We start from the raw sequence: 26,396 nt of genomic DNA, 5'->3' as shown, positions 1-26,396 counted from the left end.
GCTTTTTTATTGCTTTACATTGACCATTAAGTGCCTCCCTAATGGTATGCTTGGGAAAGTGATTCAAAGGTGCATCGGTTGCGGCCATTGTGTTTAGAGATATACAGCGCTTTATCTGCAGCCTGCAATAGATCTGTTGCGGTGAGGTTTTGTTCGCACTCTTCGGCGGCCAGAGTAGTATAACCCGCGGAGATAGTCACCACGCTGTGCATTGCATTAGGGGCATGGTGAATACTCGACTGCTCAACCCGATTAATCAGTTCCTTCAGAATGACTTTAACGCCAGGTGCTTGGGTATTTGGCAATATCAGCGCAAACTCTTCACCGCCATAGCGCGCCGCTAAGTCGGCGGGGCGTTTGGTTATGCTACTTAAAATGTGGCCTATGTTGCGGATACATTCATCGCCAGCAAGATGGCCAAAATGGTCATTGTATTTCTTAAATTCATCTATATCGATAAGGACTAAGGTTAAGGGCTCATGTTGACGCTTAGCTCGGCGAAATTCTAAATCTAGTTGTTCATCAAAGGTGAGACGGTTGGCGAGGTTCGACAGACTATCGGTATGGGCTAATTTGTTAAGTTGCTCCATCGCCCTGTGATAGGCGAGGTGGGTTTGTACCCTTGCTGCCACCACTCTTGGTTTGAGCGGCTTAACGATATAGTCAGACGCGCCAGCATCGAAGACTTTCTCCTCAAAACCCGTCTCGATATTGCTAGTGATAAATAACACAGGGATCCCTTTGGTCTCGTGATTCGACTTGAGTTTAGTGCATACCTCAAGGCCATTCATATCAGGTAGTTCGACATCGAGCAGGATGAGATTAGGTTTAGCCTCGTTTATCATTTCAAAGGCTTGAGTGGCGTCACTGGCAAAGCGAATGCGACCGATATGACACAATACCTTGTGCAAGGTGATAACCACGGTACTGTCGTCGTCGATGATCAAAATATCGGGGAGCGCTTCTTCAACGGGGTTATTCATTTACTGTTCCTGTACGCTTTATCGGGGCTTCAAGGATTGTCTTAGCCTGTTTAAAGTTTAGCCGTCTAAGAGAGTCTAGCAATTCTTCAAAATGATTGGCGCCCAGTGTCACCAATAAACTTTCTCGATGTTGCTCGACGAGATCCAATACACTCAGATCCTGATCCGACAGTAATTGCAAAAGATGGTTAAGGGTTTCTTGTGAAATTTGTTCACTCAATTGGCTGGCATTTTCAGTCAACGTTTGTTTAATTGATTGATCCCATTCTTGAAGACTGTCTTTGCTAGCACTAGTTAACTGACTGAGTGCAGAAATTAATTTGCTCAATGTTCCATAGGATTGGCTGTTATCCTCGCGTAATTGCCGCTCGGCGTCGGTGGCTAAAGTATGGATAATTTCAGAGCCTATCATCCCTGCTGCGCTGCGCATTTTATGCACTTGGGCTGCGAGGGAGAGGCGTAATGCTTGATTGTCGGGTTCATCTATATCTTCAATCAGTTCCGCCGTGAGATTGCTGTTCTCTTCAAGCAAGTGCCTTAGTGTGGTGTAGAACAATTCCTTATTACCGAGCAATAATTCCTGTGCTCGTTCACTGTTAAGGCCTTCTATGCTCGGCCATTCACTTTCATCATTGGCGGTGGGTTTAAGTTCTTCGATGGCGAGCTCGTGGCCTCGACTCCTAGCAATTTGTGACCGTAGTACACTGATTAAACGTGAAGGACTTATGGGTTTGGTTAAAAAGTCATCCATCCCTGCTGTCAGTGCTCGACGTCGTTCTTCAACTAAGGCGCCTGCCGTCAATGCAATGATGGGCAGCTTGGTGTGCCCTAGGGTTTCGCGGATATACCGAGTTGCCTCTAAGCCATCCATTTCTGGCATTTGTACATCCATTAACACCGCGTCATATGGCCTGTCAGCCATCTCCATTTTTTGAATGGCCTGTTTACCACTGCTCGCTGTGGCGGCGATGGCCCCCGTTTGGTTAAGAATGTATGCGGCGACCTCTAAATTGGTTTCGCTGTCGTCTACAACTAACACTCTTACGTCGGGCAACCATTTGGCTTTAATGGCATCGGTGGCTGTGGCATGTAATACCTTTTCGTTAAGGCCGGTATGTTGGCTCACAACCTCATTCACGGCATTGAATAATGTTGAGGGATTGACGGGTTTTTGGAGAATACTACCAATTAAGTGCTGGGTATCTTCGATTGCAATCTGGTTACGATCATGGGCGGATACCATCAGTACAGCGGGCAGGTTTTCTCGGCCGACGGTTTGAATTAACGCTTTTAGGGCTTTTATGCCATCAAGGTTAGGCATTTGCCAATCGACTAATAAGGCATCGGGCAAGCGCAGATTTTGATTTAGCCGGCTGGTAAATAGCTCTAATAGGGCTTTACCATCAGGCACGATATCTGCACGCCAGCCAAGCGAGCGGGTTAATGATTGTAATACCTGAGCATCCTGCGAATTATCTTCAGCAATCATGACATACAGCGATTGATGCGTATGTTCTGGAAGAGAGGTCTCCTCTAAATGATTAGTGTCGAAGGGCAGTTCAACCCAAAATTGACTGCCTTTGCCATCGGTACTATCCACACCGAGGGTGCCTTGCATCAAAAAAACCAATTTTTGTACAATAGACAGTCCAAGACCCGTGCCACCAAATCGGCGTGTCGTGCTGATATCCGCCTGAGAAAAGGGGTTAAATAATCGCTCCTGTGCACTGGCTGTTATGCCAATTCCTGTATCTGTTACTGTAAAACGGATCCGCGTGGTGGTCTCCTGACTTTCTTTGTCATCAAGGTCTGCGACGACTTCAGCACTGAGCGTGATTTCCCCTAGGGAGGTAAATTTAAGGGCATTACTCAGTAAGTTGACCAAGATTTGCCTCAGTCGAATGGCATCGGCATTGACTCTCAGAGGTAAATCTTGACTAAGATGCAGCGCAAAATGGAGGTTTTTGGTTTCCGCTTGAATGCTAAATATACTGCCAATCTCATCCAAAAAGTCCTTTAACTCGAGGGGCAGCGGCTCTAGCATCATTTCGTTGGCTTCGATTTTAGATAAATCCAGCACATCGTTGACAATTCCGAGCAAAGATTTACCAGAAAGGCTAATTTTTTCAACTATTCGACGCTGTGCTTCGGTCAGATTTTCATTGGATAACAGGTGGGTTAACCCGATAATCGCATTCAATGGAGTGCGGATCTCATGGCTGGTATTGGCTAAAAATGCACTTTTTGCCTGGGTGGCTTGTTCAGCATCTTCAAGTGCTGTACGTAATTTACGTTCAATATCAAGTCGTTCGGTAATGTTACGCACCGACACTGACACTAGCATTTCGTTTTCCATCGACACGGCGCTAAGGCTGATTTCAACAGGAAATTCAGTACCCTCGGCATTGATGGCAAATAAATCCTTGGTTGCCCCCATCCGGCGAGTTTTTGGATTTGCTGTGTAATTCTTAATATGGGTGGCGTGGTGATGCCTAAGTTCTGAGGGGATCAGCCTTTCGATGCTGTAATTTTCAAGTTGCTCGCGGGTATAACCGAACATTTTTTCAGCTTCAGTATTGACCATTTTGATTAAGCCGTACTGATCCACAATCAGGGTGGCTTCGGGTGACGATTCAATCAAGCCCTTAAAGCGTAGTGTTTCCTTTTCCTGCTGATGGCGTAGCTGTGCATTCCATTTGTCTTTTTCTGCGACAAGGGTGGTGAGCCATAACCAGTACTGCACGGCACTGCTGATGAATGCCAGAATGAATAAGAGGAGTCCAAGTAACAAAATTTTACTCCCAACACTGATAAGTGTTGGGAGCTGAGATACGGTACTGTGGAGATTGATAACGCGAGGATTAGTCGCGCTCTCCATATTAAACTGCTGACTTTGTTCCCAAATTCTACCTTGGTGACTCGTAAAACTATGACTGTTATCCACATCAATATTGATTGAACTAACCGGTTGAAACTCATCCTGCCAGCGATAGGACTTACCCTGTTCAAATACAAACATTTTTGAGGGATCCGGATGATAAATAAATTCATCATCTGCATTAGTTAGATAAGTTGTTACTGCAGCTGAATTGTCGTTGATTATCCCTTTGATAAAGGGCAATGCACTGATATTGATAATGATGATGCCAAGTGGTTCTCCATCATCATAGAAAATAGGGGTTGAGAAACGCCACACAGGACGTTCAGGGTATTCGATGCTGCCATGCTCTCGGTTGAGATTGATATTGGACATATATACCCCCCCCGCAGCAAAACGGAGGGTATCTTTGATGTAAGGCTCATGACTCTTGTTCTGTAGCGATTTATCTTCGTATCGGACTAATTCATCACCTTCGCGTTGGATTTTTACCTGTTCATGCCACCCTGACTCTGCCGTAATCAACCTGACTTGAAAGATATCCGGTGTTGTTAGCATATAGGCTTTAAAAATATCGGCGAGGCTATCACGCCAGCTCTTATCCGCAGCACTAATGCTGGATAATGATTGATGTTGAAAATCCCTTAACTCTTGAATCGGCGGCGTATTAGCGAGGAAGATGGCATCTTCAGAGTATTTTTTGGCAGTATCTTCAATTGCGCTGATGGCGGCTTTGGCGCTATTACGAAGTTTAATTGAGACGGTTTGTTGCTCCTTATCCAGAATTAGCCAAGAAGTAGAACAAAAAATCAGTATGAGAATGCAAAGTGCAGAGGGCCAGGAGCGTTTAACGGTATCGCTCCTTAAAAATAGCCCCATGCTTTTAACGCCTCGGGGGATTTCCTGAGATTCATCAACGTTTTTAACGGCCCGTGTTGTGATTAAGTTAAGGACAAAGATACACACAAAGGTCAGTGTGAGGCCAAGGGTCACAATCCAAGGAATGTTCCAGCGTTGGTGTTCAAAGGCTAAGGAATTAGGGACTAAGATGAGGGTCCATTGCTGACCGAATACCCGTATATCGCGAGAAACCTGCTCAGTCGGAAAATAGGCAGTGTTTGTTAGGCGCTCGGTACTAAAGAAAGTGTCGTTATCAAGCTTACTCACTAAGACGATTTGCGCTTGGCCCATGACATTATTGAGATCGGCTAACACATCATCCACAACCAGAGGCGCATAGGACCAGCCTTTAACTTGCGCTTCTCTCTGCTCAGGCGTATCCAGCGGCACATTGCTCGCATAAATAGGTAGCATTATCAGTACACCACGGCGTGCTTTTTTATTTGCCTGAACCAAAGTAATTGGTGCTGTTATACGGGCTTTATTTTCCCTTGCTGAATTAAGCGCAGCATTGCGGCGATTGGATTCGGAGCCAATATCTAGACCCACTGCCTGCTGATTGCGGGCAATAGGGTAAATATATTGAATAACAAAGCGGTCACCATCATGGGGATTGAGGGTTTTAATCTTAAAGTTTGGCGCGCCGTCCAATCTGGCGGCTTCAACAAACGCGGCTTCCTCGGCCATTGGGACTCTGCGAATAAAGCCAAAACCTAATGCGCCAGAAAATTCGGAATCAATGTCACGGCTATCCATATAATCTTCAAATTGTCCGCGGGTGATTTGATTTACCCCAGCCGCAATCACGGCCCCCCGAGCGCCCCGCAAACCGTATTGAAACAGTTCAAACCGTTGGATAATCATTTGCTCTGCCTCATTGGCAAGGCTTCTAACATGGGCAGCGTTATCGATTTGATTTTGATAGTGAAGCAGGCTAGCAAAGCAGGTTGTTAGAAATAAACCAATCAGGAGGGGGGCCCACCATACAATGGTATTAATGCGATTAAATATCCGATTGATCATAGTGGGTATTCCGCTTTAATTGCATCGGCGGGGATGGGCCTTGAAAAGTAATACCCCTGTAATAGTGTGACCCCCATTTCATTTAATCTTTTGACTTGATATGCACTTTCAACTCCTTCTGCAACGGACTTGAGCCCCATACCCTTTGCAAGCTGGGCAATGGTGTGCACTAATGCGTGATCCGCATTTTGATCCCAAAGCGCTTTCACAAATGTTCTATCAATTTTAAGGACATCTACGGGTAAGTCCTTTAAATAGCTAAGACAAGAATAACCAGTGCCAAAGTCATCTATGGAGATTGAAATGCCCAGATTGCGACATTGCACCATATCACAGGTGACCTGTTGCAGATTTTGCAGCATTAAACTCTCGGTCACTTCAAGTTCAATCAGATCAGGTTTGACTCTATGGCGCTCAATAGCACTGAGGAAGAAGGGGACAAAATGAGGATCGAGAAATTGGATAGGGGAGATGTTGAGGCACATGCGCAGGTTAAATCCCTTCTCATGCCAATCCCTCAATTGCGCCAAGGCAATATGGATCATTTGCTCGCCAAGGGGAATGATGAGCCGTGTTTCTTCGGCTATCGAGATAAACTCATTTGGCGGCACTAAATTGTTATCGTTGTCTTTAATTCGCATCAAGGCCTCTACGGCTTCGACTTTACCCGTGGTCGCATTCACCATGGGTTGATAAAGGGCGATGACTTGCCTGTGGGTAATGGCATTTTTAAGCTGGATATAACGGGCGCGGCGCGAAATATTGTAGGACTCCATCTCATCGGAATAGAAGCAAACACCGTCATGTCTGGCATCACGCTTAGCACGGTTTAGCGCCGCATCGGCATGAAGCATTAAGGTTTGGGCGTTGGTTGCGTCCTCGGGAAAAATACTTAATCCCATACTGATGGAAAAATTGTTAATTTCGGGATGGAGTTTGGCAAATTGAGCGATGTTTTCTTTAAGGGCTAAGGCAAAATTGGCTAAGTCGCTGGGGTGGTTAATGTCAGGGACTAAAATCATAAATTCATCGGCATTATGTCGGCTGACGATTTCGCCATTATGTAAAAGACCTTTGATACGAGAGGCGATTTTCTTGAGGAGTTCATCGCCGAAGTCAAAGCCAAAATCCTCATTAATCAGTTTGAATCGATTAATATTTAACAGTATGAGTCCGAGTTTATTTTGATTGTGCTCGGTTTTTTGCATCTCAGCACTCAGATGCTCCATCAGTAAAAAGCGATTGGGCAAATTCGTCAGTTGGTCGTGTTGCAAGGTATGGGACATCTTAAGCGCCATAGCGCGGGACTCGTTGATATCGTCAAACACAATCACGCCACCAATCACTTCACCCGACTCTGAAATCAGTGGGGCGGCACTGTCTTCGACGGGAATCCAATGTCCTGCTTGATTATGTAACTTGCAGTTCAGAGCCATGCCCACCACACGTTGCTCATCCATCGCGATTCGGACAGGGTTAATGTGGATAGGCCCGTCATCGCCGATTCGAAGGGGCATGACCTCCTCGATCGCTTTGCCTTTTGCATCGCTTGATGTCATCCCAATGAGTAATTCGGCGGCGGGATTCATATAGGTGATAGCGCAATGTTTATCGGTTGTGATCACTGCATCGCCGATGGAATCTAATGTCACCTGGGCATGGCGGTAGAGATCGACCAATTGCCTTGCTTGGTTGCGGATCATCAACTGTGTTTGCACCCTCGCGGCCACAATTGCCGGATGCAGGGGTTTGGCAATAAAGTCCACCGCACCGTCATTGAGACAACGGAGCTGATCTTCTATTGAGTCCTGCGAGGTAATAAAGATCACTGGGGTATTTTGAATTGCAGGGGTGGCCTTAATTTGGGCTAACACTTGATAACCGTTAAGCCCTGGCATTTGGATATCGAGCAGGATGATATCGGGTTTAATATTGATGGCTTGGGCAAGGGCATCATGGCTATTTTGCTCAAAATACACCTGACCAATCGCTTTCAGCACTTGGTTAAGTAATGTTATTTGGACCGCATCATCATCAATTAAGAGAATGCGTGGTGTCGATCCGCTGACTGAAAACATCCTTTCTCCTGACATCATTTAAGATGTGGTGTGAGTTGTATTAGTTATCAAGTACTGTCATTACGCGAAAAAGCCCGCATTGTATGTTTCAATTTTGCCAGATTGGGGGCAAGTGAAGTCCCACATGCAATGGTTTTGTAAATAGAGTGTAGAAGATCTTTGTAAAGAAACATCAATCTAGGGACTCTATTTCAAGTGGTTAGTTGAAAATCTGATACGTCGTACGGAATTTTTCAACGTTGAAAGTGGTGAGGGTGAACATAGAGTAAAGCGTCACCCTAGGTATTTTTACGGAAGGCGTAAACATGGATGCTTGGATGTTAAAAGCGTTGGGACTGAAACAGCATGTAATCAATTGGTCGGTTTTTCTTAGCCTTAATTCATTAGCATTGATAAAGCTCGATAGGCAGTCCATCTGGATCGCTAAAAAAAGTGAATAGCTTTCCAGTGTACTCATCGGTACGTACGGGCTCGACCTCAATTTGATGGGCGTGAAGATGGTCGATGATAACGTTAATCGATTCCACCCGAAAGGCGAGGTGCCTTAGGCCACAGGCTTCGGGATAACTTGGACGTGGCGGCGGGGCATTGAAGGAGAACAGTTCAATTTGGCAGTTGTCCGGTAATAACAGGTCAAGTTTATAGGAGTTACGTACCTCACGAAAATGCTCAGCCAGCACCTTAAGGCCTAGCACCTCAACATAGAAGTGTTTTGATTTTTGATAGTCGCTGCAGATAATTGCTGCGTGGTGTATACCGAGTAGCATGGGGTCCTCTAGATAACAGGTTGGCGTCACCCAAGGTGGGTGACGCATGTTGAGATGCTGTTGGTTATATTAGTGTGCTGAAGCGGTGATTGACAGCACTGCGGATGCAAGTGGTTCAAGTGTAAGCGTAATTTGCCCTTGACCAGCAGTCACAGTTAATTTGCCTTGGTGGGATTCAAGTAAATCCTCAAGTCGATAATCGCCATCACTAAGCTGCCACTTTGCTATTAAGGCGTTGGGTAGAGTTAAGGTGAGTTTTTTCGGCTCTTTTGCGCTGAAGTTACTGACAATAATGAGCTTTTGGCCCTTTTCGGCGCTATCGCTGGTTACACTTTGACTGCGAGCAAAGGCGAAGGTGCTGTTATCGTAGCCAGTGTGCGCCAAGCTGCGATTAATGCTGTCAAGACTAATATACTCACCAAGAAAGGCTGGCTCCGTTTTACTCAAATGCAGTAATTTTTGATAGTAGGCCCGCAGGGATTTTTCTGCCTCAGTCGCCTGACCACCATCGAACTTACCGTTATTCATCCAGCGCTGGTGGGCGGGTACACCCGCATAGTCAAAAATACTGGTGCGCGTGGCTTTTCCAAAACCAAGATCCTGAAAAGCCGCTTCACCAACTTCTTGACCGAAATAGATCAGTGTCGGTGAGGTGCCAAGGGTAGCGGACACCACCATAGCGGGTAGCGCGTAGCGGGCATCAACCGCGTCTTTGTTAGTGTTGCCCGTGAAACTGCCTAAAAATGCGGCATTGCCAATACGTTGCTCGTCGTGGTTTTCTAAAAAGTGCAGCAAGTGAGATTCAATGTCCTGCACTTTAAGGCGATCAGCCTCAATCTGTGCGGTACTTTTTTGCCCCGCCATGATTGCCTTAAGAGTGTCGTATAGATCAACCTTATCATAGAGATAATCCATTTTCCCTAGCTGGATATAATCGCGGTACAGGCTGGGGTTATAGACCTCAGCCAGAATAAAGGCATTGGGGTTTGTGTGCTTAATATGGCTATTTAAATAGCTCCAAAATTCGACGGGCACCATTTCGGCCATATCGTAACGGAAACCATCAACCCCCTTGGCGAGCCAGTATTGGGCGATGTGATTGAATTTCACCCAGGAGTTTGGCAGTTGATCGACATGTTGTTGCCAGTAGCGGTAATGGGCGCTGACATTGCTTGTGGCCATGTCCTTGGGCAGGGAAGGGAAATCATGGCTGCCGTCTGGGCGAACTCCGTAGTTGATTTTTACTGTCTCGTACCAGTCGTTGACATCGGGTTTGGCAAGGCGTGAACCATTACCCGTCCATTTGGCTGGGGTCTCAGCAAATTTGCCATCACTTAAGGGGTGTGGTTCACCATTAAGCGGCTGCAGCCCCTTCGTAAAATCAGGTACTTCAAAGGCTTTAGCTTGGTTGTTCTCTATGACATAGTAAAAGTTATTATGCTTAGCATATTCAAGCTGTTGATTGTCATCTTCGCCAAAATCACGCACGCCCTCAGGTTTACTAATGGAGTGATAATTACGCGCCACATGGTTTGGCACGATATCGATAATCACTTTAAGGCCTAGCGCATGGCACCTTGCGATCAGTGCTTCAAACTCCTGTAGGCGATTAGCGGGATTGACGGCTAAATCAGGATTAACATTGTAATAGTCTTTTACGGCATAGGGTGAACCTGCACGCCCTTTGACGACATCTGGGTCATCAGAACTCACGCCAATACTGCTGTAATCGCCAATCAGATCGTGATGGGGGACACCCGTAAACCAAATATGTGTCACCCCAAGATTTTTGATGCTTAAAAGGGCGGTTTCATCAATGTCATTAAATTTACCAACGCCATTATCGCCAATAGTGCCCCAGGGTTTGTTGGTGGTGATTTTATTGCCATAGAGGCGAGTAAAAATTTGGTAAACCACAGGTTTTATCTTGGGCGCTTGCTGATCTTGGATGCGTTCGTTCTGATGCGTTGGCATTTGCGGCTGTTCGCTTGCCCCATGGCTTAAAGGGGCGAAACTCAATTGAGTCAAGCAGGCAAAAGCCATCAGAGCAAATGGGCGTAAAAGCGTACGCTGTTTTTGAAATAACGGAGATAAAGGAGACAATGAAAAATCCTTTGAGTTAATGGAAGCTTGATTGATGGTCATGGGGATCATGTCGTTATTTATGCTTGTCAGTTGCAGGGGGCGTCATCGCCGCCGCTTTGATCTCAACGATGCTGACCCCCTTGGTTGAAAGCACCAATGGTTTATTGAGTGAAATAGCAGCATCTGTTAGTGCATCCGTGGCGGCGGTATGGCCGCTTAGCACTTCAGCAAAGCGGCTCAGTTCGAGACTGCTCTCTTTGCCATTTTTGTTATAAATCACCATGACTTTTTCGGCTAAAGGATCGTGGCAGGCAGACTGAGTTTTAGCGCCTTGCGTTAAGCATCTAAATTGCACATAGACACCATCTTTGGGCACAAAATGCAGTAAATCTCCCTCTTGCAGCACATTAGACTGCTTACGATAGTTCAGCAGTTTAGTCACAAAGGCTTGTGCCTGTTGTTGCTTATCCGAAAGGCCAAGACCCGTGAAGGCATTGGCCACGTTTTGCGAAGAACCGCTTGCAAAACCGCCGGGGAAATCGCTGCGTACGACACCATCGTGGCGATCTTTGGTCGGGCTTGTCATTAAGACTTCTGTGCCATAGAAAATTTGTGGGATCCGTTTGGCGGTAAACACATAGGTTAATGCCATTTGATAGAGGGCAAAGTCCTCTTTCACGAGGCTGTATAGACGATTGGTATCGTGGTTTCCTTCGAATAACACTAAGTTAGCTGAATTAGGATATACCACATCGTTAGTCAGTACTTCATAGAGTTGTACAAGACCTGTGCCCCAATCCTCCGCTGCATTTAGGCTCTCGATGAGTTTCTCGTAGACTGGAAAATCCATCAGACTAGGCAGACTCGTCTGATAGCCGTCAGCGTTAATTTTGCCCTTTTGCCAGTAAGATACGGTAATGGGGTTATTGCTCCATTCCTCACCCACAATATTAAAGTTAGGGTATTCATCCATTAGCGCCTTAGACCACTGGGTTAAAAAGGCTTTATCGGAATAGGAATAGGTGTCTTCACGAATACCTGTGAGCCCAGCGTATTCCACCCACCAGATACTGTTTTGGATAAGATAGGTTGCAAGCTTGGGATTGCGCTGATTTAAATCCGGCATGGTTTTGTCGAACCAACCGTCGGTGAAATCCTCAGTGTCCACTGTGCTTGCGTAGGGGTCCTGCACTGTCGTGCGCCGATGGCTGCTGTATATGAACCCTTCATTTGGTTTAGTAGTTTGGTTATCTGGCATATTCAGCCAGTCTTTACTTGGCAAATCCTTCAGCCACCAGTGGTTAGAACCAATATGGTTTAAGACCACGTCCATAATGATCCCAAGACCCTGTTGTTTAGCTTGTTGTGCAAGGGCTTGATAATCCTGATTGCTGCCAAATCGTGGGTCGATGCGGTACAGATCCGTGATGGAATAACCATGGTAGGAATAAGCCTGCTGGTTATTTTCAAGCAGGGGATTGATCCAAAGCTGCGTGACACCGAGCTTGGCAAAATAGTCAAGATGCTGAGCAATACCGGCAATGTCCCCCCCATGGCGACCGTCGGGATTGGCTCGGTTGACCTTCTCGAGCATATCGGGGTGATTGTCATTGGCACTATTGCCGTTGGCGAAGCGGTCGGGGGTGATGAGGTAAATCGCATCTTTGCGACTAAAGCCTTGGCGTTCACGGCTACCGGTTTCGCGTTTTTCAAGCGTGTAGGGGATGCGATAGAGCAGCGTATCACCATCACTGACGGTTATCTCAAATTGCTGCGCTTTAGCCGCCGATAAATCAAGATTGATAAATAAATAGTGGGGATTGTCGGTATCTTCTGAGCCTAGCACTTTGATATCAGAGGATGACACTTCGACCTTAAGATGTTGATGATTATTTGGTAGTGATAAGCCATGGAGCATTAATTGCAGCTTGGGATTATGCATCCCAGCCCACCAAAAGGCAGGTTCGAGTCTCACGGATTTTGGACTAAGTAGTTGAGCGCTGATTTCTAAATTGGCATGAGCTGAAGTCGATTCGGCTTTAACTGCAGCGGATCCAAGAACTAACACCACACCTAAGCCGACATTGAACAGCAAACTGAGCGGATTGTTTTTGAATACGTTCTTAGTGGTGTTTTTAAACATATCAGACATAAATTTCCTCGCAGACCGATGAAGGTCGTTGGCCATCTGTTGAGGTCGAGACTGACCTATCGTCTTACCCTCGAATCGTCTTAAAAGGTTAGGCGGTGATTACACCAAGCGATGTACAGTCAAAACGATGATTAATGTAGACTCGCTAGATATTGCCGATGGCTAGGTAACTGATTGACAGCATTATTAATAATTTGCCGCATATTCGATAAAAGCTCAGTGAGCGCCGCATCATCAATACCATTGGCAAGTGGATTAAAATCATTAGGGAAGAGTCCTTGTCCCAGCATGACTTGAACCCACGCCGCCTCCGTAAAGAGTTCATCCTTGTGCCTAAACACTGTACCCGTTGCCTTAAACAGCGCTATTTTTTGTTTGAGACTTTCAGGAATATCCATTTCGGCGCAATGCTGCCACAGGTCGTTGTGCTCTGCGCTGCGTTGATTTAAGCAATAATGCAGGATGATAAAGTCGCGAATTTGTTCGAATTCCAGTTGTGACTGGCGATTAAACTCATCGATATTGGCCTGCTCAATCCCTTGATGGGGAAAGAGTTTCGTGAGGCGGATAATCGCCGCTTGCACTAAATGGATGCTGGTGGATTCCAGCGGCTCTAAAAATCCACTCGCAAGTCCAATGGCGACACAGTTATGGCGCCATTGTTCGAGGCGTCGACCCGGCGTGAAACTGATCTTACGGGGTTCTGCCAAGGGCTTGCCCTCTAAGGTACTTAATAGTGTTGCCTTGGCCTCATCATCACTCATATAACGACTGCTATAGACGATGCCATTACCCGTGCGATGCTGCAGGGGAATTCGCCACTGCCAACCCGCCTTGTGAACGATGGCGCGGGTATAGGGCTTAAGTGCGCCTGCATTTTCACAGGGGACGGCATAAGCGCTATCACAGGGAAGCCAATGGCTGTAGTTCTCATAACCCACCTTTAAGGTTTTTTCGATAAGAAGTGCCACAAAGCCGGAGCAGTCAACAAAAAAATCCCCCTTAATGGTTTCGCCTGAGGTGAGGGTGACAGACTCAATATGGCCATTGTCTAAGGTGGATACGGTTTCAATCTTGCCTTCAATCCGTCTAACGCCTGCTTGCTCGCTATAGCGGCGCAGCATTTGCGCATAAAGCGCGGCATCAAAATGATAGGCATGGGTGATCCCCGCCATCGGTGAGTTCGGGATTTGTTGCAGCGGCTGGAATTTATTGTGAATGGCGGCCTGATAATTTAACGAGTAATCCCAAAATGCCGCGGCATCTTGAGGTTGGCTTTTCAGCCAATAGTGGTGGAACTGGGTGAAACCTATGTCCTTGCCGACATTACCAAAGGCATGCATATAGGCATCATTGGGTTGATTCCAACCCTCGAATTGAATACCGAGTTTATAGGTTGCTTGGGTGGCGTTAACAAAGTCTTTTTCGCCGATCCCAAGGACATTATTAAATAATTGCAGCGGGGGGATGGTGGCTTCGCCCACGCCTATGGTACCAAGGGCTTCGGATTCAATCAGGGTAATATTGAGGTTCTGCTTGAACAGCCTGATTAACATGGCCGCAGTCATCCAACCAGATGTGCCGCCGCCAACGATAACGATATCTTTGATTTGGTTCATTTACTTAGCCCTTTTATTTTTTATATTAAGGTGCTTGATGTAAGGGATAAATAGAAATTCGTCATACGCGTAAAAGAAAAAGCCCCTGATTAACAGAGGCTTTTATCAGTTGATAGGTTAGAACTTGTAGTTCGCACCTAACATAAAGTTACGACCGTAGTTTTGGTAGTCACGCACCAAACGTTGGTCTGAGCCTGTGTAAGAAGTGAACGGCTCGTTGGTTAAGTTGTTCACTTGGAACAATACCGATAGACCATACAGAGACTCGATACCGCTTTCGCTGAAGTCGTAGCTCACCTGAGCGTCCACCACGGTTTCAGCTTTGATGTTTACGTTTTCACGTTGCAGACTGATTTTCGTCACTTCACCTAGGAAGTCACTGCGGTAACGTGAACTCACGCGGGCTTCGAAACCTGAGTTTTCGTAGTAAACCGTGGCGTTCAGCGTCTTCTCTGACAGACCCGGTAGTGTCGTGGGTTCGCTCGTTGGGGTTTCTTTCACTTCGCTGTCGTTGTAAGAACCGCTAACCACTGTACCAAAACCGGTTAACACATCGGCAAATACTCCGAAATCGACGTTAACAGAGGCTTCGATACCTTGAACGTAACCGCCTTCACCGTTTTGTGGCTGGGTGATATCTCCGATTGGATTGCCCGCTACATCTGGGAAGAGTGTACTGAAATCGAAATCTACGTGTTGATCGTAAACATAGTTTTCAAGATCTTTGTAGAACACTGCAATTGAGAAATAACCTTGATCGCTAAAGTAGTTTTCGTAGCTTAGGTCGAATTGACGCGCTAACCATGGACGTAGCTCTGGGTTACCCGCACTACCAGACCAGTTAACACCGTCGTTTGGGTTTTCTGTGTAGCTGTAGTTCAGGTTGGCGTTCATTTTGTCCATACGTGAACGCGTCAATGTACGGGCAGCAGCAACACGAACCACTTGGTCTTCCGCTACTTCAAAGCTTAAGTTCATGCTTGGTAGCAATTCGAAGTAACTATCACCTGCAGTACGTGGGGTGAGGTTAACAATGCCATCTTCAACGGTCGCAACGGTACCGTCAGATGATTGGTCGGTGTATACACCCTGAAGACCAATGTTACCTGTGTATGGGATGCCAAAGAGTTCTGACTCAAGGTTTGCCATCACATAACCTGTAGTCACTTCTTCTTGAACCGCCCATGAGTTAGTTGCACGGCTTAAGTCCACATCGGCTACGTCAGTTTCGATATAGTTGCCATCGTTGTAGAAGGCTAATGAATCGTAACTTAATACATCGCCCATGCCGAAGAAGGCGAGGGAGGTTGGGTCTAATAGGTATTTGTCAGGCACGGACATGGTGTAGTTGTCAGAGCCATCGTAACCTTTGAGGGTCAGGTAGTAACCTTTGTCTAATTTAGTCTTATCTCGGTCGGTACGGTTTACACCAAACTCAACGCTGCTCACCATGCCAGAGTCTAAAGTGTATTCAGCGCTTAGGCGGAAGGATTGCAGTTCGTCTTCAATTTCAGGTTTGTTGATAAAGCCGTCCTGAGTGCTTGCACCCAGTGGACTTCCCCAACCTAATGGATCGCCTAATTGAATGACACTCGGGTCTGCATAATCTAACGCGTGGTCAAAGACGTAACCGCCGTTACCATTGTAAACAAAGCCTAAGTCATCAACTGCACCCACACCAGTTCCACGGCCTGTACCTGAGTAGCTTTCCATACCGATGTCGGTTCTGTCAGCTTTTGATAGGGCGATGTCTGCTTCAATGGTCCAGCTGTCGTTGACCATGAACTTGTTGTTCCAACCAATAGACAGGGATTCAGCATCACGTTTGTTCACATCATTTCGCACAACCACTTCTGCGCCGTGAATTACGCCTTCGGTCACAAGGCCATCGACGGTAGTGATGGCTTCAACGCCACCGTTGGTGCCCCAAGCACTCGGAATTTCAATACCACGTAGACGTTGATCGTCGGTGAATTTTGAGTAGTACATATCAAGCGTTGAATGGAAACGATCGCTTGGCGCGTACTCAACCACGGCTAACACGCCATCACGCTCTAATTCGCTTGAACGTACGAAGGGTTTAGCACCACCTAATACACTGTCACCATTGGCGTTTTCTGGGTAACCCCAGGCTTGCCAACGCTCTTCTTGGTTAGGCGACATCATGCGTGCGTAACCGATTGCAATACCTAGGGTATCATCGGCAAATTGGTCGATATAGGAGATACTGCCACGGTAACCCGTGTCTTCAGAGCCACTGTTAAGCGCCCCTAAATCGTTTTTCTCACCACGTAAACCGAAAGCGAAGGTTTGTTCGCCATGGGTCAGCGGGCTGATGGTTTGCATATCGACAGTTCCGCCGATAGCTTGTGCCATCACAGAGGCATCAGGGGTTTTGTAAACCACAACGCGGTTTAATAACTCTGAAGGGTATTGGTCGAATTCAACACTGCGGTTGTCGTTAACTGAAGCTTGTTCACGGCCATTGAGTGTTGCAGTGGTGAAATCTGGGCCCATACCACGGATTGAAATGACGTTAGCACGACCATCAAGACGTTGAGCAGAAACACCGGGTAAACGTGCCAAGGATTCGGCAATACTGACATCGGGTAATTTACCGATGTCTTCGGCTGAAATCGCTTCAACAACGGAAGACGATGACATTTTTAACGATTGTGATTCTTGTAAGCTTCGACGAATACCTGTTACCTGAATAACTTCGATATTGTCATCTTGCGCCGCTGGTTGCTGATTAGCATCATCGGCTGCGTAGGATTGTAAACTAGCGCCTGCAGCAACGAGTGCTAAGGTCAGCAGGCTGGGTTTAAATCTCATCATCTATTATCCCCTTGAAGTCGCTTGTATCGCTTTTATAGAGCGTTTTATCGTTATCACCGCTTTTGCGGTTTTTATGGTATCTCGGCGCTTAAATGACTACATAAGTGCTGCGTTTTTAACCAAATTGTTATGCAACAGTGAAATACTACTCTCTGAATTTAAGGGCTAACAATATTGTGCATACGTATTCAATGGCGTAAGCGGTCTGTAAACCAAGGCTTTTTCGTTGAAAGTGTAGTTGAAAATTGACGCATTTTTTAATTCAACACCTTGTTAATAAAAAGATATTTTTATACACAACCTTGCATGACTTTGACTGTGAATCCTGCATACGTATGCAGGCGTATTGAACCTTATTTCCCACATCACGTATCCTCAATAACACTCTGACCAGCCATTTCACTCCCCACAATGAGGTATAGATACCGTGGGTAACAGTAAGTGACAAAGGCGGTATTTAGCTGATAAATAAGAATTAAAGGGGCATTAATGAGTAACTTAACTTGGTGGCGAGGCGCGGTCATTTATCAAATTTATCCGCGTAGCCTATTAGATACCAATGGTGATGGCGTAGGCGATCTGCGCGGCATTATCAGTAAGTTAGACTACATTGCCAGCCTGAATGTGGACGCCATTTGGATTTCCCCTTTCTTTAAATCCCCCATGGCGGACTTTGGATACGATATCAGTGACTACCGCGAAGTGGACCCCCTCTTTGGTACCATGAATGACTTTGATGAGCTGATTGAAAAGGCCCACGCACGTGGCATTAAGGTCATTATCGATCAGGTGCTTAGCCATACGTCTGACCAACATGCGTGGTTTATTGAGAGCCGCGAGAGCAGAACTAACCCTAAGGCCGACTGGTATGTGTGGGCCGATCCTAAGGAAGACGGCACAGCGCCTAACAACTGGTTAGCGATTTTTGGTGGTTGTGCTTGGGAGTGGGAACCTCGCCGTCAACAGTACTACTTACATAACTTTCTGCGTAGTCAGCCAGATGTGAACTTCCATAATCCTGAAGTCCGTCAAGCCGTGCTCGATAACGTCGAGTTTTGGCTCAAGAAGGGCGTTGATGGTTTCCGCCTTGATGCGATCACCTTCTGTTACCACGATGAGCAGCTGCGTGATAATCCTGCTAAACCTAAGGACAAACGCCAGGGCCGTGGCTTTAGCGAGGATAACCCCTACGCCTACCAGTACCACTACTACAACAATGACAGACCGCAGACCATCGAATTTATTGAAGACTTGCGCGCACTGATCAACAAATACCCTGGTGCGGTAACCCTAGGCGAAGTCTCCGCTGAGGACTCATTGGCTGTGATGGCGGCTTACACTAAGGGCGAAGGGCGCCTGCACATGGCTTACAGCTTCGAGCTGTTGACTAATGACTACAGCGCGGCTTATATCCGTCAAACCGTTGAAGAACTTGAAGCCAGTATTGGTGATGGTTGGCCATGTTGGGCGATTGGTAACCACGATGCGCAGCGTGTGGCGAGCCGTTGGGGTAAAGCCAGCACTTCGGGCACACAAAACACCGATATGGTGAAAATGCTCAATGCTATGCTGTGTTCACTGCGCGGCAGCGTGTGCAGCTACCAAGGTGAAGAGTTAGGCTTGACCGAAGCGCCAATTGAGTTCCATGAATTGCAGGATCCCTTTGGCAAAACCTTCTGGCCAATGTTTAAAGGGCGTGATGGGTGCCGCACTCCAATGCCTTGGGAAAAAGATGCCCCCTTTGCAGGCTTTACCCACAATGCGCCTTGGCTGCCCGTTGCTAACGCACACTTAGCGGCCGCAGTGGATGTGCAGGAGGCGGACGCCCATTCCAGCCTTAATGGGTATCGTCAGTTCTTAAACTGGCGTAAGACGCACCCAGTATTGGTTGTTGGTGACATTCAATTTATCGATGCACCTGAGCCACTTCTGGCTTTTGTGCGTAGCTTAGGCGATGAAAAAGTCTTAGTGTGCTTTAACCTTAAGGAAGATGACGCTGAGCTTGATTTATCGAGCCTTGCGATAGGCCGTGAACTGACTGGCCATGGTTTAAAGACCGCGACATTGGAGGGGACAACCTTAAAACTATCTGCCCATGCCAGTTACTATGCGATGTTGAAATAACCCTTTACCAGATCCTCTGAATCGATTGAAATATTTAGGTGATCTATCGGGTGTGAATTTAAAATCCTATAGATTTCAGCATAATCGCGCAGGTTGAATTTTAGAAAATTGTTAATGACTTCGAGCAGACGGTAAGACCTCCTTTTACCGCCTGCATTTGTACGAAAACGCCTAGGGAATGTTTTGCTTGTTTTTGTGTTTCTGTATTTAGGAACCTTATAAACAACGGCTTAGCACCCTACAGATAATAAAAACACAATAGAGAGCGTATTTATGGCGTCAATGATCAATACCAGCAGTCAGACGAATGGGGCTAATACTGCACAGGGCGGAAGTTATCGCTTTGCGCTGGTATCTCTGACTTCACTGTTTTTTATGTGGGGTTTTATCACCTGCTTAAACGACATTCTTATTCCGCACTTAAAGGCGGTTTTCTCCCTTAACTATACCCAAGCAATGCTGATCCAGTTCTGCTTCTTCGGCGCTTACTTTTTGGTGTCGATTCCAGCGGGTCAATTAGTTAAGAAGCTCGGTTATCAAAAAGGTATCGTCACAGGTTTAGTGATCGCAAGCTTTGGCTGTGCGATGTTTTACCCTGCCGCATCCTTTGCAGTTTATGGTCTATTCCTTGCGGCGCTGTTTGTGCTTGCATCGGGTATCACCATTTTACAGGTGGCCGCTAACCCATACGTTAACGCTTTAGGTAGCAGCGAAACCGCTTCAAGCCGTTTAAACCTGACCCAAGCCTTCAACGCACTGGGTACAACGGTGGCACCATTCTTTGGGTCTATGTTAATTCTTTCGGTGGCTGCGACCGTTTCTTCAGAAATGGCGAAGGCGAGCGCTGAAGCGGAAGTGGTAAAGCTGCCTTATCTGATGCTCGCAGGGGCACTCGCGGTGTTAGCGGTTATTTTTGCCAAGCTTGATTTGCCGACTATCAGTGAGCACACCGAAGCCGCACCTGGCGAAGTGCAGACCCATATGGGTAAAACCAGCGCACTGCAAAGCATTCACTTAGTGTTAGGCGCCGTGGGCATTTTCGTGTACGTGGGCGCTGAAGTGTCCATTGGTAGCTTCTTAGTCAACTTCCTCGGTGAGTCACACATTGTCGGCATGCCAGAGGAGCAAGCGGCCCATTACATCGCCTATTATTGGGGCGGCGCGATGGTGGGACGCTTCATTGGTTCTGCGGTGATGCAAAAAATCCCTGCGGGCACAGTGCTGGCCTTCAACGCCTTTATGGCGGCGTTACTGGTCGTTGTTGCCATGACGACTAGCGGCAGTGTGGCCATGTGGGCAATCCTAGGTGTGGGACTATTTAACTCGATTATGTTCCCAACTATTTTCAGCTTAGCGCTGCGTGACTTAGGCCCTCACACATCACAGGGCAGCGGCGTGTTGTGTCTGGCGATTGTGGGCGGTGCGATTGTGCCATTGCTACAGGGCGTGCTAGCGGATAACTTAGGTATCCAATTAGCCTTCTTCCTCCCAGTCATTTGCTACTGCTTTATTATGTTCTACGGCGCTAAAGGCTCAAAAATGTAGCTGTAGCTGTAGCTGTAGCTGTAGCGCTAGCGAATCGATGAAAAGGCGATCCTATCGGGTCGCTTTTTTTATTGAGTCGGATGTTAATGTCTTGAAAAGAGTTGTATTGATTGCGGCTTTTTTTGCACGAACAACTTAACTCTTGCCCAGTTTGCTTGCGTATTACCGCCTGACCTCCTATGATCCCCCGGTTTTATCATCCACGGTGACCTTTAAATGTTGAATTCTCCGCTTTCTGCCAGCTCAAACGAATTAGTGATCAGTATCTTGGCGATGGTACTGAGCGAAGGTAAACCCCTCGATAGGGCTTATTCTCAGCATTTTTCCGGCTTAAAATTGGTACCCGCCGAGCAGGCGCGTATTGCTACGGTTGCCGGTGATATTCTGCGCCGTTTAAACCTTTACTGTTTCTTGGCCGAAATCAAGCCTGAGGAAATGGAGCGTTTAGGCTCTAAGCTGTTAAACGTATGGCATTTATTCCATAACCTCGATCTGCCGAAAATGCAGTACTCGCTGCCAGTCGATCCCGAGCACTTAGCCGAGCGTATTGAGCAAGCTAAAGCCAAGCCTGTACTGTGGGATGGTTGCCCTGAATGGTTAGATACCATGGGCCGTGAGCAGTTAACTGAAACCTGGGAGAAGGAGCGCGCCGCATTAAGCACGCCGCCAAAACGTTTCCTTCGCGTAAACGGCTTAAAAGTGAGTCGTGATGAATTAGCGCAAAAGTTAGCCGCTGAATTTGTGACAACCCAAGCCGTTGATGGCGTGGAGTCGGCATTAGAAGTGACCTCAGACTCGGCATTGTTTCGCACCAACAGTTTTAAAGACGGCCTGTTCGAGCAGCAGGATGCGGGCTCGCAGCGCGTTGCTGCAGCGCTCGATGCGAAACCGGGTATGCGCGTGATTGATGCCTGTGCCGGCGCTGGTGGTAAAACCTTACATATTGCCGCGCAAATGCAGGGTAAAGGTCGCTTACTGGCGATGGATGTTGAGCAGTGGAAACTCGATAACTTAAAAGAACGTGCCCGTCGTAATGGCGCCCACAATATCGAGACTCGCCTGATTGTCGGCTCTAAAACCATTAAACGCTTAAAGTTGAGTGCCGACAGAGTGCTGCTGGATGTGCCATGTTCTGGCCTTGGGGTATTAAAGCGTAATCCCGATGCCAAATGGCGCGATACGCCGGATCGTTTGCCTGTGCTGATGGATTTGCAAAAACATATTCTTGGCAGCTACAGCCGCATGGTGAAGGTGGGCGGTATCGTGGTTTACGCGACTTGCTCGATTTTCCCCTGTGAAAACCGTGGTCAGGTGGATGCCTTCCTTGCTGAGAACCCAAATTTCCGTCTAATAGAAGATGAAACCATTAGCCCTGCCGATAGTGGCTTCGATGGCTTTTATCTTGCAAAACTTGAACGGATCGCCGAATAGGCTTGTCGGCTGTTAGCTGTTATTAGCAACTAGAGTAGTTTGAGAGAAGTTACAGGGTACAAATAGAAAGAGCGCCTTTATGGGGCGCTCTTTTTGTATTTATCATCTAATAAAACTGAGATTATTTAGCTGCTACTTGGCTTAAGATCAACTGGCTTAAGTACTCTGTAAAATCGTGGCCGTGGTTCTGCAGCATTTTCGGGAACATCGAAATCGGTGTAGAACCTGGGAAGGTGTTGATTTCGTTGAGCAGAATTTCATTATCTTCGGTTAAGAAGAAATCAATACGCGATAGATGTCTTAGCTTCATGCCCTTAAAGGCTTTGATTGCGTATTGACGAATTTGCTCGCTAATCTCTGCAGGCACGTTTTGCGCTACCACATCGGTGCGCGCCTTACTGCTGCTGGCATACTTCTCATCGAAGGTGTAGAAGGTGTTGGTATCACAGATAATTTCCCCAGGCAGAGTGGCAACCACTTCACCTTGGTACTCGTATACCGCAACTTCTAGCTCACGGGCCTTAATGGTCTTTTCGACTATTACATAGGGCGCGTAACCAAAGGCATCCTTTAACACTTCGCTGACCTTATTGGCATCATCCACTTTGTAGCAACCTACGGATGATCCTTGGGAGGCGGCTTTAACAAAAATTGAGCCCCAATTGGCAAGCGCGGCTTTGGTTTCGGCTATCGCGTCATCATCATACTGATTTAAGAAGATATAAGGCGTGTTTGGAATGCCTAAGGCGCTAAACCACATCTTGGCGGTGATCTTGTTAAAGCAGTTACTGCTGGCTTCAGATTCGCAGCCGAAGTAGGGCAGTTGAATTAAGTTAAAGTAGGACTGAATGTCGCCGGTCTCACCTGGGTAGCCATGGATACAAGGGATAACATAATCCACTGGCCATGCGGGTTTAGTTTCATCGCGAAAACGAATTTCGCGGTTATTGGTCAGTTCACAGTCATCGCCAGCGGCGGTTTGATATTGGCCAAATTTATCCAGCACCACGCGCAGCACATTGAATTGCTCAGATTTTGCTAATGAGGATTCAAAATAGTTAGCCGACAGTAGGGAAATATCGTGTTCCGCACTTCCACCGCCGCACAGCAAAAGTAAATTGATTTTAGACATTAGGGTTCCTCGATTGAGCGAAATGCTGTTAGGTTGCCGGTAGTCGTTATTCTACCGTTTAACCGCAGCCATCTTAGATTTCTTGCCCTAGTCAGTGCAAGGACTGCAGTAAAAGACTTTGATCGAATGATGAATTTTAACGCATTTTTCAGCCGCGATTCAGCTAACTAGCCTAAGGGCGATTGCAATTGTTACCGTCTAAAATGCAGGTGAAGCTCTACTCAGTTCGACAGTTGCATAGCTTAAGCTAATGACTGCGATTGTTCGCCAATAAAAAACGCGCCGAAGCGCGTTTTAAATATCATTGCTTTGACTTGACGATCCGCAATTAGAAGTTCGCGGTGCGTGGTGCACGTGGGAACGGGATCACGTCACGGATGTTCGATACGCCCGTCACGTAAGAGACTAGACGCTCAAAGCCCAGACCGAAACCTGAGTGTGGCACTGTGCCATAACGGCGAAGGTCGCGGTACCACCAGTAATCTTCTTTGTTCAGATCCATCTCGGCTAAACGCATATCCAGTACATCTAAACGCTCTTCACGTTGAGAGCCACCGATGATTTCACCGATGCCTGGGGCTAACACGTCCATTGCGGCAACGGTCTTACCGTCTTCGTTAAGGCGCATGTAGAAGGCTTTGATATCCTTTGGATAGTTCTTCACCACCACAGGGGCTTTGAAGTGCTCTTCAGCGAGGTAACGCTCGTGCTCAGAGGATAAATCGATACCCCAAGAGACTGGGAATTCGAATTCACGGCCACATTTTTGCAGAATGTCTACTGCATCGGTGTAATCCACTTGGGCGAAATCGCTCGATACGAAGGATTGCAGGCGCTCGATAACGGTTTTATCGACGTGTTGGGCGAAGAATTGTAAATCATCCATACGCTCAGTTAAAACAGCGTTGAAGGCGTATTTCAGCATACCTTCAGCAAGGCTTGCGATGTCGCTTAAGGTCGCGAACGCTACTTCTGGCTCAACCATCCAGAATTCGGCTAAATGGCGGCTGGTGTTTGAGTTTTCAGCACGGAATGTTGGGCCGAAGGTGTAAATTTTTGACAGGGCGCAGGCGTAGGTTTCGCCGTTCAGCTGGCCCGATACGGTTAAGAAGGCTTCTTTACCGAAGAAGTCTTTATCGTAATCTACTTTGCCTTCGCTAGTGCGTGGCAGGTTTTCCATGTCCAGTGTGGATACACGGAACATTTCACCTGCGCCTTCACAGTCAGAGGCAGTGATAAGCGGCGTTGATACCCACACGAAACCGTTTTCATGGTAGAAACGGTGAATCGCTTGGGATAAACAGTTACGTACGCGGGCAACGGCACCGATGATGTTAGTGCGTGGGCGCAGGTGTGCTAATTCGCGTAAATGTTCGATTGAGTGACGTTTTGCCGCCATTGGGTAAGTGTCTGGATCTTCAACCCAACCTGTGACTTCAACGTCAGTCACTTGCAGTTCATAGGCTTGACCCGCACCTGGAGATTCAACAATCTCACCGGTCACGATCACAGAGCAGCCAGCGGTCAGCTTTAACACTTCGTTTTCGTAATTTTCTAAGCTATTTGGCACAACACCTTGAATAGGGTTGAAGCAGGAGCCGTCATAGACTGCCAAAAAAGAGATGCCAGCTTTAGAGTCACGACGGGTTCTTACCCAGCCACGTACCGTGACTTTCGAACCGACGGCGTACTCGCCATTAAATACAGAAGCGACAGATGCAATGCTCATTGTTGCTTAGTTCTCCAACGAAACGTTTTTATATGAAAAATTTGGAGGTTTATATTACCTTGCTGGTGGCTTTTCTCAAGCTGAAAAAGGTATCCTGAGGTTAATATTACTAATATTAAAGTAATACTGTGCCTTAAACCCTTGGAGGCGATATGCGGAAAGTCAAAATATTCCAGATTATTCTCGCCACATTATCCATTCTAGGCTGGACGCTGGCAGTGTATGCGCTGTTAGTGTTCGGGGAGGCTCGTCCCGAACGTGAGCTGGGCTCCTATCTGAGTCGCGGCGAGAGCTTTAGGCAATATTGGGATCCCGGAGAAACTGAGCTCCTTATCTATTTGATCTGGTGCTGCGGGGTGATAAGTTTGCTAAGTCTTGCGTTTAACTATTATGTTGCCCACCACAGTAAACTCGGTTACTGGTTTAATATCCCATTGCTATTGCTAACCTCCCTCGTTGCGGGACTCTATGTACACTTCGTCATTTAGTGCAGTTTTAGCGACTGACTAAATCAAATCTTCAGGGATGGTTAAATGGCGGCAGAGGTGATCGATAATCGCCGCCGTTGCGCCCCAAATAAAGCGCTGCTCATAGGGAATAAAGTGCACGCAATAGTATCGCCCATGGCGTAAGAACTGCTTACGGTGACGATTCTCTCTCCCCATAAAAAAGTGCAGGGGCACAGTAAAGCAATCGGCGACTTCACCTGGGTCGAGCTTAAATTCAAACGGCGTTTTTACCATGCCAATCACTGGAGTGATTTCAAATCCGGTAAAGGTGTTGTGGGCGGGAAAGGTGCCGATGACGTCGACATTGTCGCAACGTAATCCAATCTCTTCTTCGGCCTCACGCAGCGCTGCCATGACCGCATCGGCATCTGTGGGCTCAATTTTGCCGCCGGGAAAACTGATTTGCCCCGGATGGGCGCGAAGGTGCTGCGGCCTTTGGGTCAGGATAATGTGCAGTTCCCCGGCAATTTCAAGCAGGGGGATAAGCACTGCGGCTTTACGAAGACTGGGGTGAGGAAAAGCGGCAGGATCGAGGCTTGCTAAAGGGTGCAGATTAAATCTGAGTTTAAATTCCGCTTGATCCATGAATTGCCTTTTCCTTGA

Annotated in this window: 15 protein-coding genes; 4 read left to right on the top strand and 11 right to left on the bottom strand. The window is 47.0% G+C overall.

Features of this window, described 5'->3' with window-relative positions:
- Positions 1 to 38 precede the first annotated feature (38 nt).
- The 8 genes from K0H61_RS09865 to K0H61_RS09830 all read right to left on the bottom strand — a co-directional run bounded on the left by K0H61_RS09865 (position 39) and on the right by K0H61_RS09830 (position 17,323).
- A complete protein-coding gene (locus K0H61_RS09865) occupies positions 39 to 983 on the bottom strand; it encodes a GGDEF domain-containing response regulator (RefSeq protein WP_220048992.1) in 945 nt (314 codons plus the stop codon).
- Positions 976 to 5,784: a CHASE domain-containing protein gene (locus K0H61_RS09860; protein ID WP_220048990.1), complete on the bottom strand. Its 4,809-nt coding sequence runs from the start codon at positions 5,782 to 5,784 to the stop codon at positions 976 to 978. Before K0H61_RS09860 ends, K0H61_RS09865 begins: the two co-directional genes overlap by 8 nt.
- On the bottom strand, positions 5,781 to 7,862 hold the full coding sequence (locus K0H61_RS09855) for a two-component system response regulator (RefSeq protein ID WP_220048988.1): 2,082 nt from the start codon (positions 7,860 to 7,862) through the stop codon (positions 5,781 to 5,783). The genes K0H61_RS09860 and K0H61_RS09855 overlap by 4 nt, the downstream gene beginning before the upstream one ends.
- A gap of 383 nt (positions 7,863 to 8,245) precedes the next feature.
- Positions 8,246 to 8,629 (bottom strand): SMU1112c/YaeR family gloxylase I-like metalloprotein, encoded by a 384-nt coding sequence (gene gloA2 / locus K0H61_RS09850; protein WP_220052620.1) that lies wholly within the window; start codon positions 8,627 to 8,629, stop codon positions 8,246 to 8,248.
- A 69-nt stretch (positions 8,630 to 8,698) separates the two neighbouring features.
- Complete coding sequence (locus tag K0H61_RS09845) at positions 8,699 to 10,672, bottom strand: alpha-amylase family protein (protein ID WP_434086618.1); 1,974 nt, start codon at positions 10,670 to 10,672, stop codon at positions 8,699 to 8,701.
- Between the two features lie 115 nt (positions 10,673 to 10,787).
- Complete coding sequence (locus tag K0H61_RS09840; RefSeq protein ID WP_258405936.1) at positions 10,788 to 12,866, bottom strand: glycoside hydrolase family 13 protein; 2,079 nt, start codon at positions 12,864 to 12,866, stop codon at positions 10,788 to 10,790.
- Between the two features lie 131 nt (positions 12,867 to 12,997).
- Positions 12,998 to 14,485 (bottom strand): tryptophan halogenase family protein, encoded by a 1,488-nt coding sequence (locus K0H61_RS09835; protein WP_220048986.1) that lies wholly within the window; start codon positions 14,483 to 14,485, stop codon positions 12,998 to 13,000.
- 117 nt (positions 14,486 to 14,602) lie between these two features.
- Positions 14,603 to 17,323, bottom strand: a complete 2,721-nt coding sequence (locus tag K0H61_RS09830; RefSeq protein ID WP_220048984.1) for a TonB-dependent receptor — start codon at positions 17,321 to 17,323, stop codon at positions 14,603 to 14,605.
- Positions 17,324 to 17,812: 489 nt separating this feature from the next.
- Between K0H61_RS09830 and K0H61_RS09825 the strand changes: the two genes are divergently transcribed.
- The 3 genes from K0H61_RS09825 (at position 17,813) to K0H61_RS09815 (ending at position 22,423) form a co-directional block, all read left to right on the top strand.
- A complete protein-coding gene (locus K0H61_RS09825; RefSeq protein WP_220048983.1) occupies positions 17,813 to 19,447 on the top strand; it encodes an alpha-glucosidase family protein in 1,635 nt (544 codons plus the stop codon).
- A gap of 273 nt (positions 19,448 to 19,720) precedes the next feature.
- Positions 19,721 to 20,992 (top strand): sugar MFS transporter, encoded by a 1,272-nt coding sequence (locus K0H61_RS09820; protein WP_220048981.1) that lies wholly within the window; start codon positions 19,721 to 19,723, stop codon positions 20,990 to 20,992.
- Positions 20,993 to 21,208: 216 nt separating this feature from the next.
- On the top strand, positions 21,209 to 22,423 hold the full coding sequence (locus tag K0H61_RS09815) for an RsmB/NOP family class I SAM-dependent RNA methyltransferase (protein ID WP_220048979.1): 1,215 nt from the start codon (positions 21,209 to 21,211) through the stop codon (positions 22,421 to 22,423).
- Between the two features lie 121 nt (positions 22,424 to 22,544).
- On the opposite strand, the gene K0H61_RS09810 is transcribed toward K0H61_RS09815, so the two are convergent.
- Entirely contained in the window at positions 22,545 to 23,555 is a 1,011-nt protein-coding gene (locus K0H61_RS09810) for a D-alanine--D-alanine ligase (RefSeq protein ID WP_220048977.1), read from the bottom strand.
- A gap of 328 nt (positions 23,556 to 23,883) precedes the next feature.
- Positions 23,884 to 25,284: an asparagine--tRNA ligase gene (gene asnS / locus K0H61_RS09805; RefSeq protein WP_220048976.1), complete on the bottom strand. Its 1,401-nt coding sequence runs from the start codon at positions 25,282 to 25,284 to the stop codon at positions 23,884 to 23,886.
- A gap of 152 nt (positions 25,285 to 25,436) precedes the next feature.
- On the opposite strand from asnS, the gene K0H61_RS09800 reads away from it, so the two are divergent.
- Complete coding sequence (locus K0H61_RS09800) at positions 25,437 to 25,772, top strand: hypothetical protein (RefSeq protein WP_220048974.1); 336 nt, start codon at positions 25,437 to 25,439, stop codon at positions 25,770 to 25,772.
- A gap of 18 nt (positions 25,773 to 25,790) precedes the next feature.
- Here K0H61_RS09800 and K0H61_RS09795 read toward each other — a convergent pair whose 3' ends face one another.
- Positions 25,791 to 26,378, bottom strand: a complete 588-nt coding sequence (locus tag K0H61_RS09795; RefSeq protein ID WP_220048972.1) for a CoA pyrophosphatase — start codon at positions 26,376 to 26,378, stop codon at positions 25,791 to 25,793.
- Between the last annotated feature and the right edge of the window lie 18 nt (positions 26,379 to 26,396).

Source organism: Shewanella acanthi (assembly GCF_019457475.1).
In the GTDB taxonomy this organism is placed as follows: domain Bacteria; phylum Pseudomonadota; class Gammaproteobacteria; order Enterobacterales; family Shewanellaceae; genus Shewanella; species Shewanella acanthi.
Note: the sequence above shows the minus strand (reverse complement) of the source record. Positions and strands in the feature narration are given on the sequence as shown.

Bases quoted from the DNA above. Each gene is read 5' to 3' on its own strand.
- K0H61_RS09855 (WP_220048988.1), bottom strand. From the start codon at position 7,862: ATGTTTTCAGTCAGCGGATCGACACCACGCATTCTCTTAATTGATGAT.
- asnS (WP_220048976.1), bottom strand. From the start codon at position 25,284: ATGAGCATTGCATCTGTCGCTTCTGTATTTAATGGCGAGTACGCCGTC.
- K0H61_RS09860 (WP_220048990.1), bottom strand. From the start codon at position 5,784: ATGATCAATCGGATATTTAATCGCATTAATACCATTGTATGGTGGGCC.
- K0H61_RS09835 (WP_220048986.1), bottom strand. From the start codon at position 14,485: ATGAACCAAATCAAAGATATCGTTATCGTTGGCGGCGGCACATCTGGT.
- K0H61_RS09815 (WP_220048979.1), top strand. From the start codon at position 21,209: ATGTTGAATTCTCCGCTTTCTGCCAGCTCAAACGAATTAGTGATCAGT.
- K0H61_RS09830 (WP_220048984.1), bottom strand. From the start codon at position 17,323: ATGATGAGATTTAAACCCAGCCTGCTGACCTTAGCACTCGTTGCTGCA.
- K0H61_RS09865 (WP_220048992.1), bottom strand. From the start codon at position 983: ATGAATAACCCCGTTGAAGAAGCGCTCCCCGATATTTTGATCATCGAC.
- gloA2 (WP_220052620.1), bottom strand. From the start codon at position 8,629: ATGCTACTCGGTATACACCACGCAGCAATTATCTGCAGCGACTATCAA.
- K0H61_RS09820 (WP_220048981.1), top strand. From the start codon at position 19,721: ATGGCGTCAATGATCAATACCAGCAGTCAGACGAATGGGGCTAATACT.
- K0H61_RS09800 (WP_220048974.1), top strand. From the start codon at position 25,437: ATGCGGAAAGTCAAAATATTCCAGATTATTCTCGCCACATTATCCATT.
- K0H61_RS09795 (WP_220048972.1), bottom strand. From the start codon at position 26,378: ATGGATCAAGCGGAATTTAAACTCAGATTTAATCTGCACCCTTTAGCA.
- K0H61_RS09840 (WP_258405936.1), bottom strand. From the start codon at position 12,866: ATGTCTGATATGTTTAAAAACACCACTAAGAACGTATTCAAAAACAAT.
- K0H61_RS09845 (WP_434086618.1), bottom strand. From the start codon at position 10,672: ATGGCTTTTGCCTGCTTGACTCAATTGAGTTTCGCCCCTTTAAGCCAT.
- K0H61_RS09810 (WP_220048977.1), bottom strand. From the start codon at position 23,555: ATGTCTAAAATCAATTTACTTTTGCTGTGCGGCGGTGGAAGTGCGGAA.
- K0H61_RS09825 (WP_220048983.1), top strand. From the start codon at position 17,813: ATGAGTAACTTAACTTGGTGGCGAGGCGCGGTCATTTATCAAATTTAT.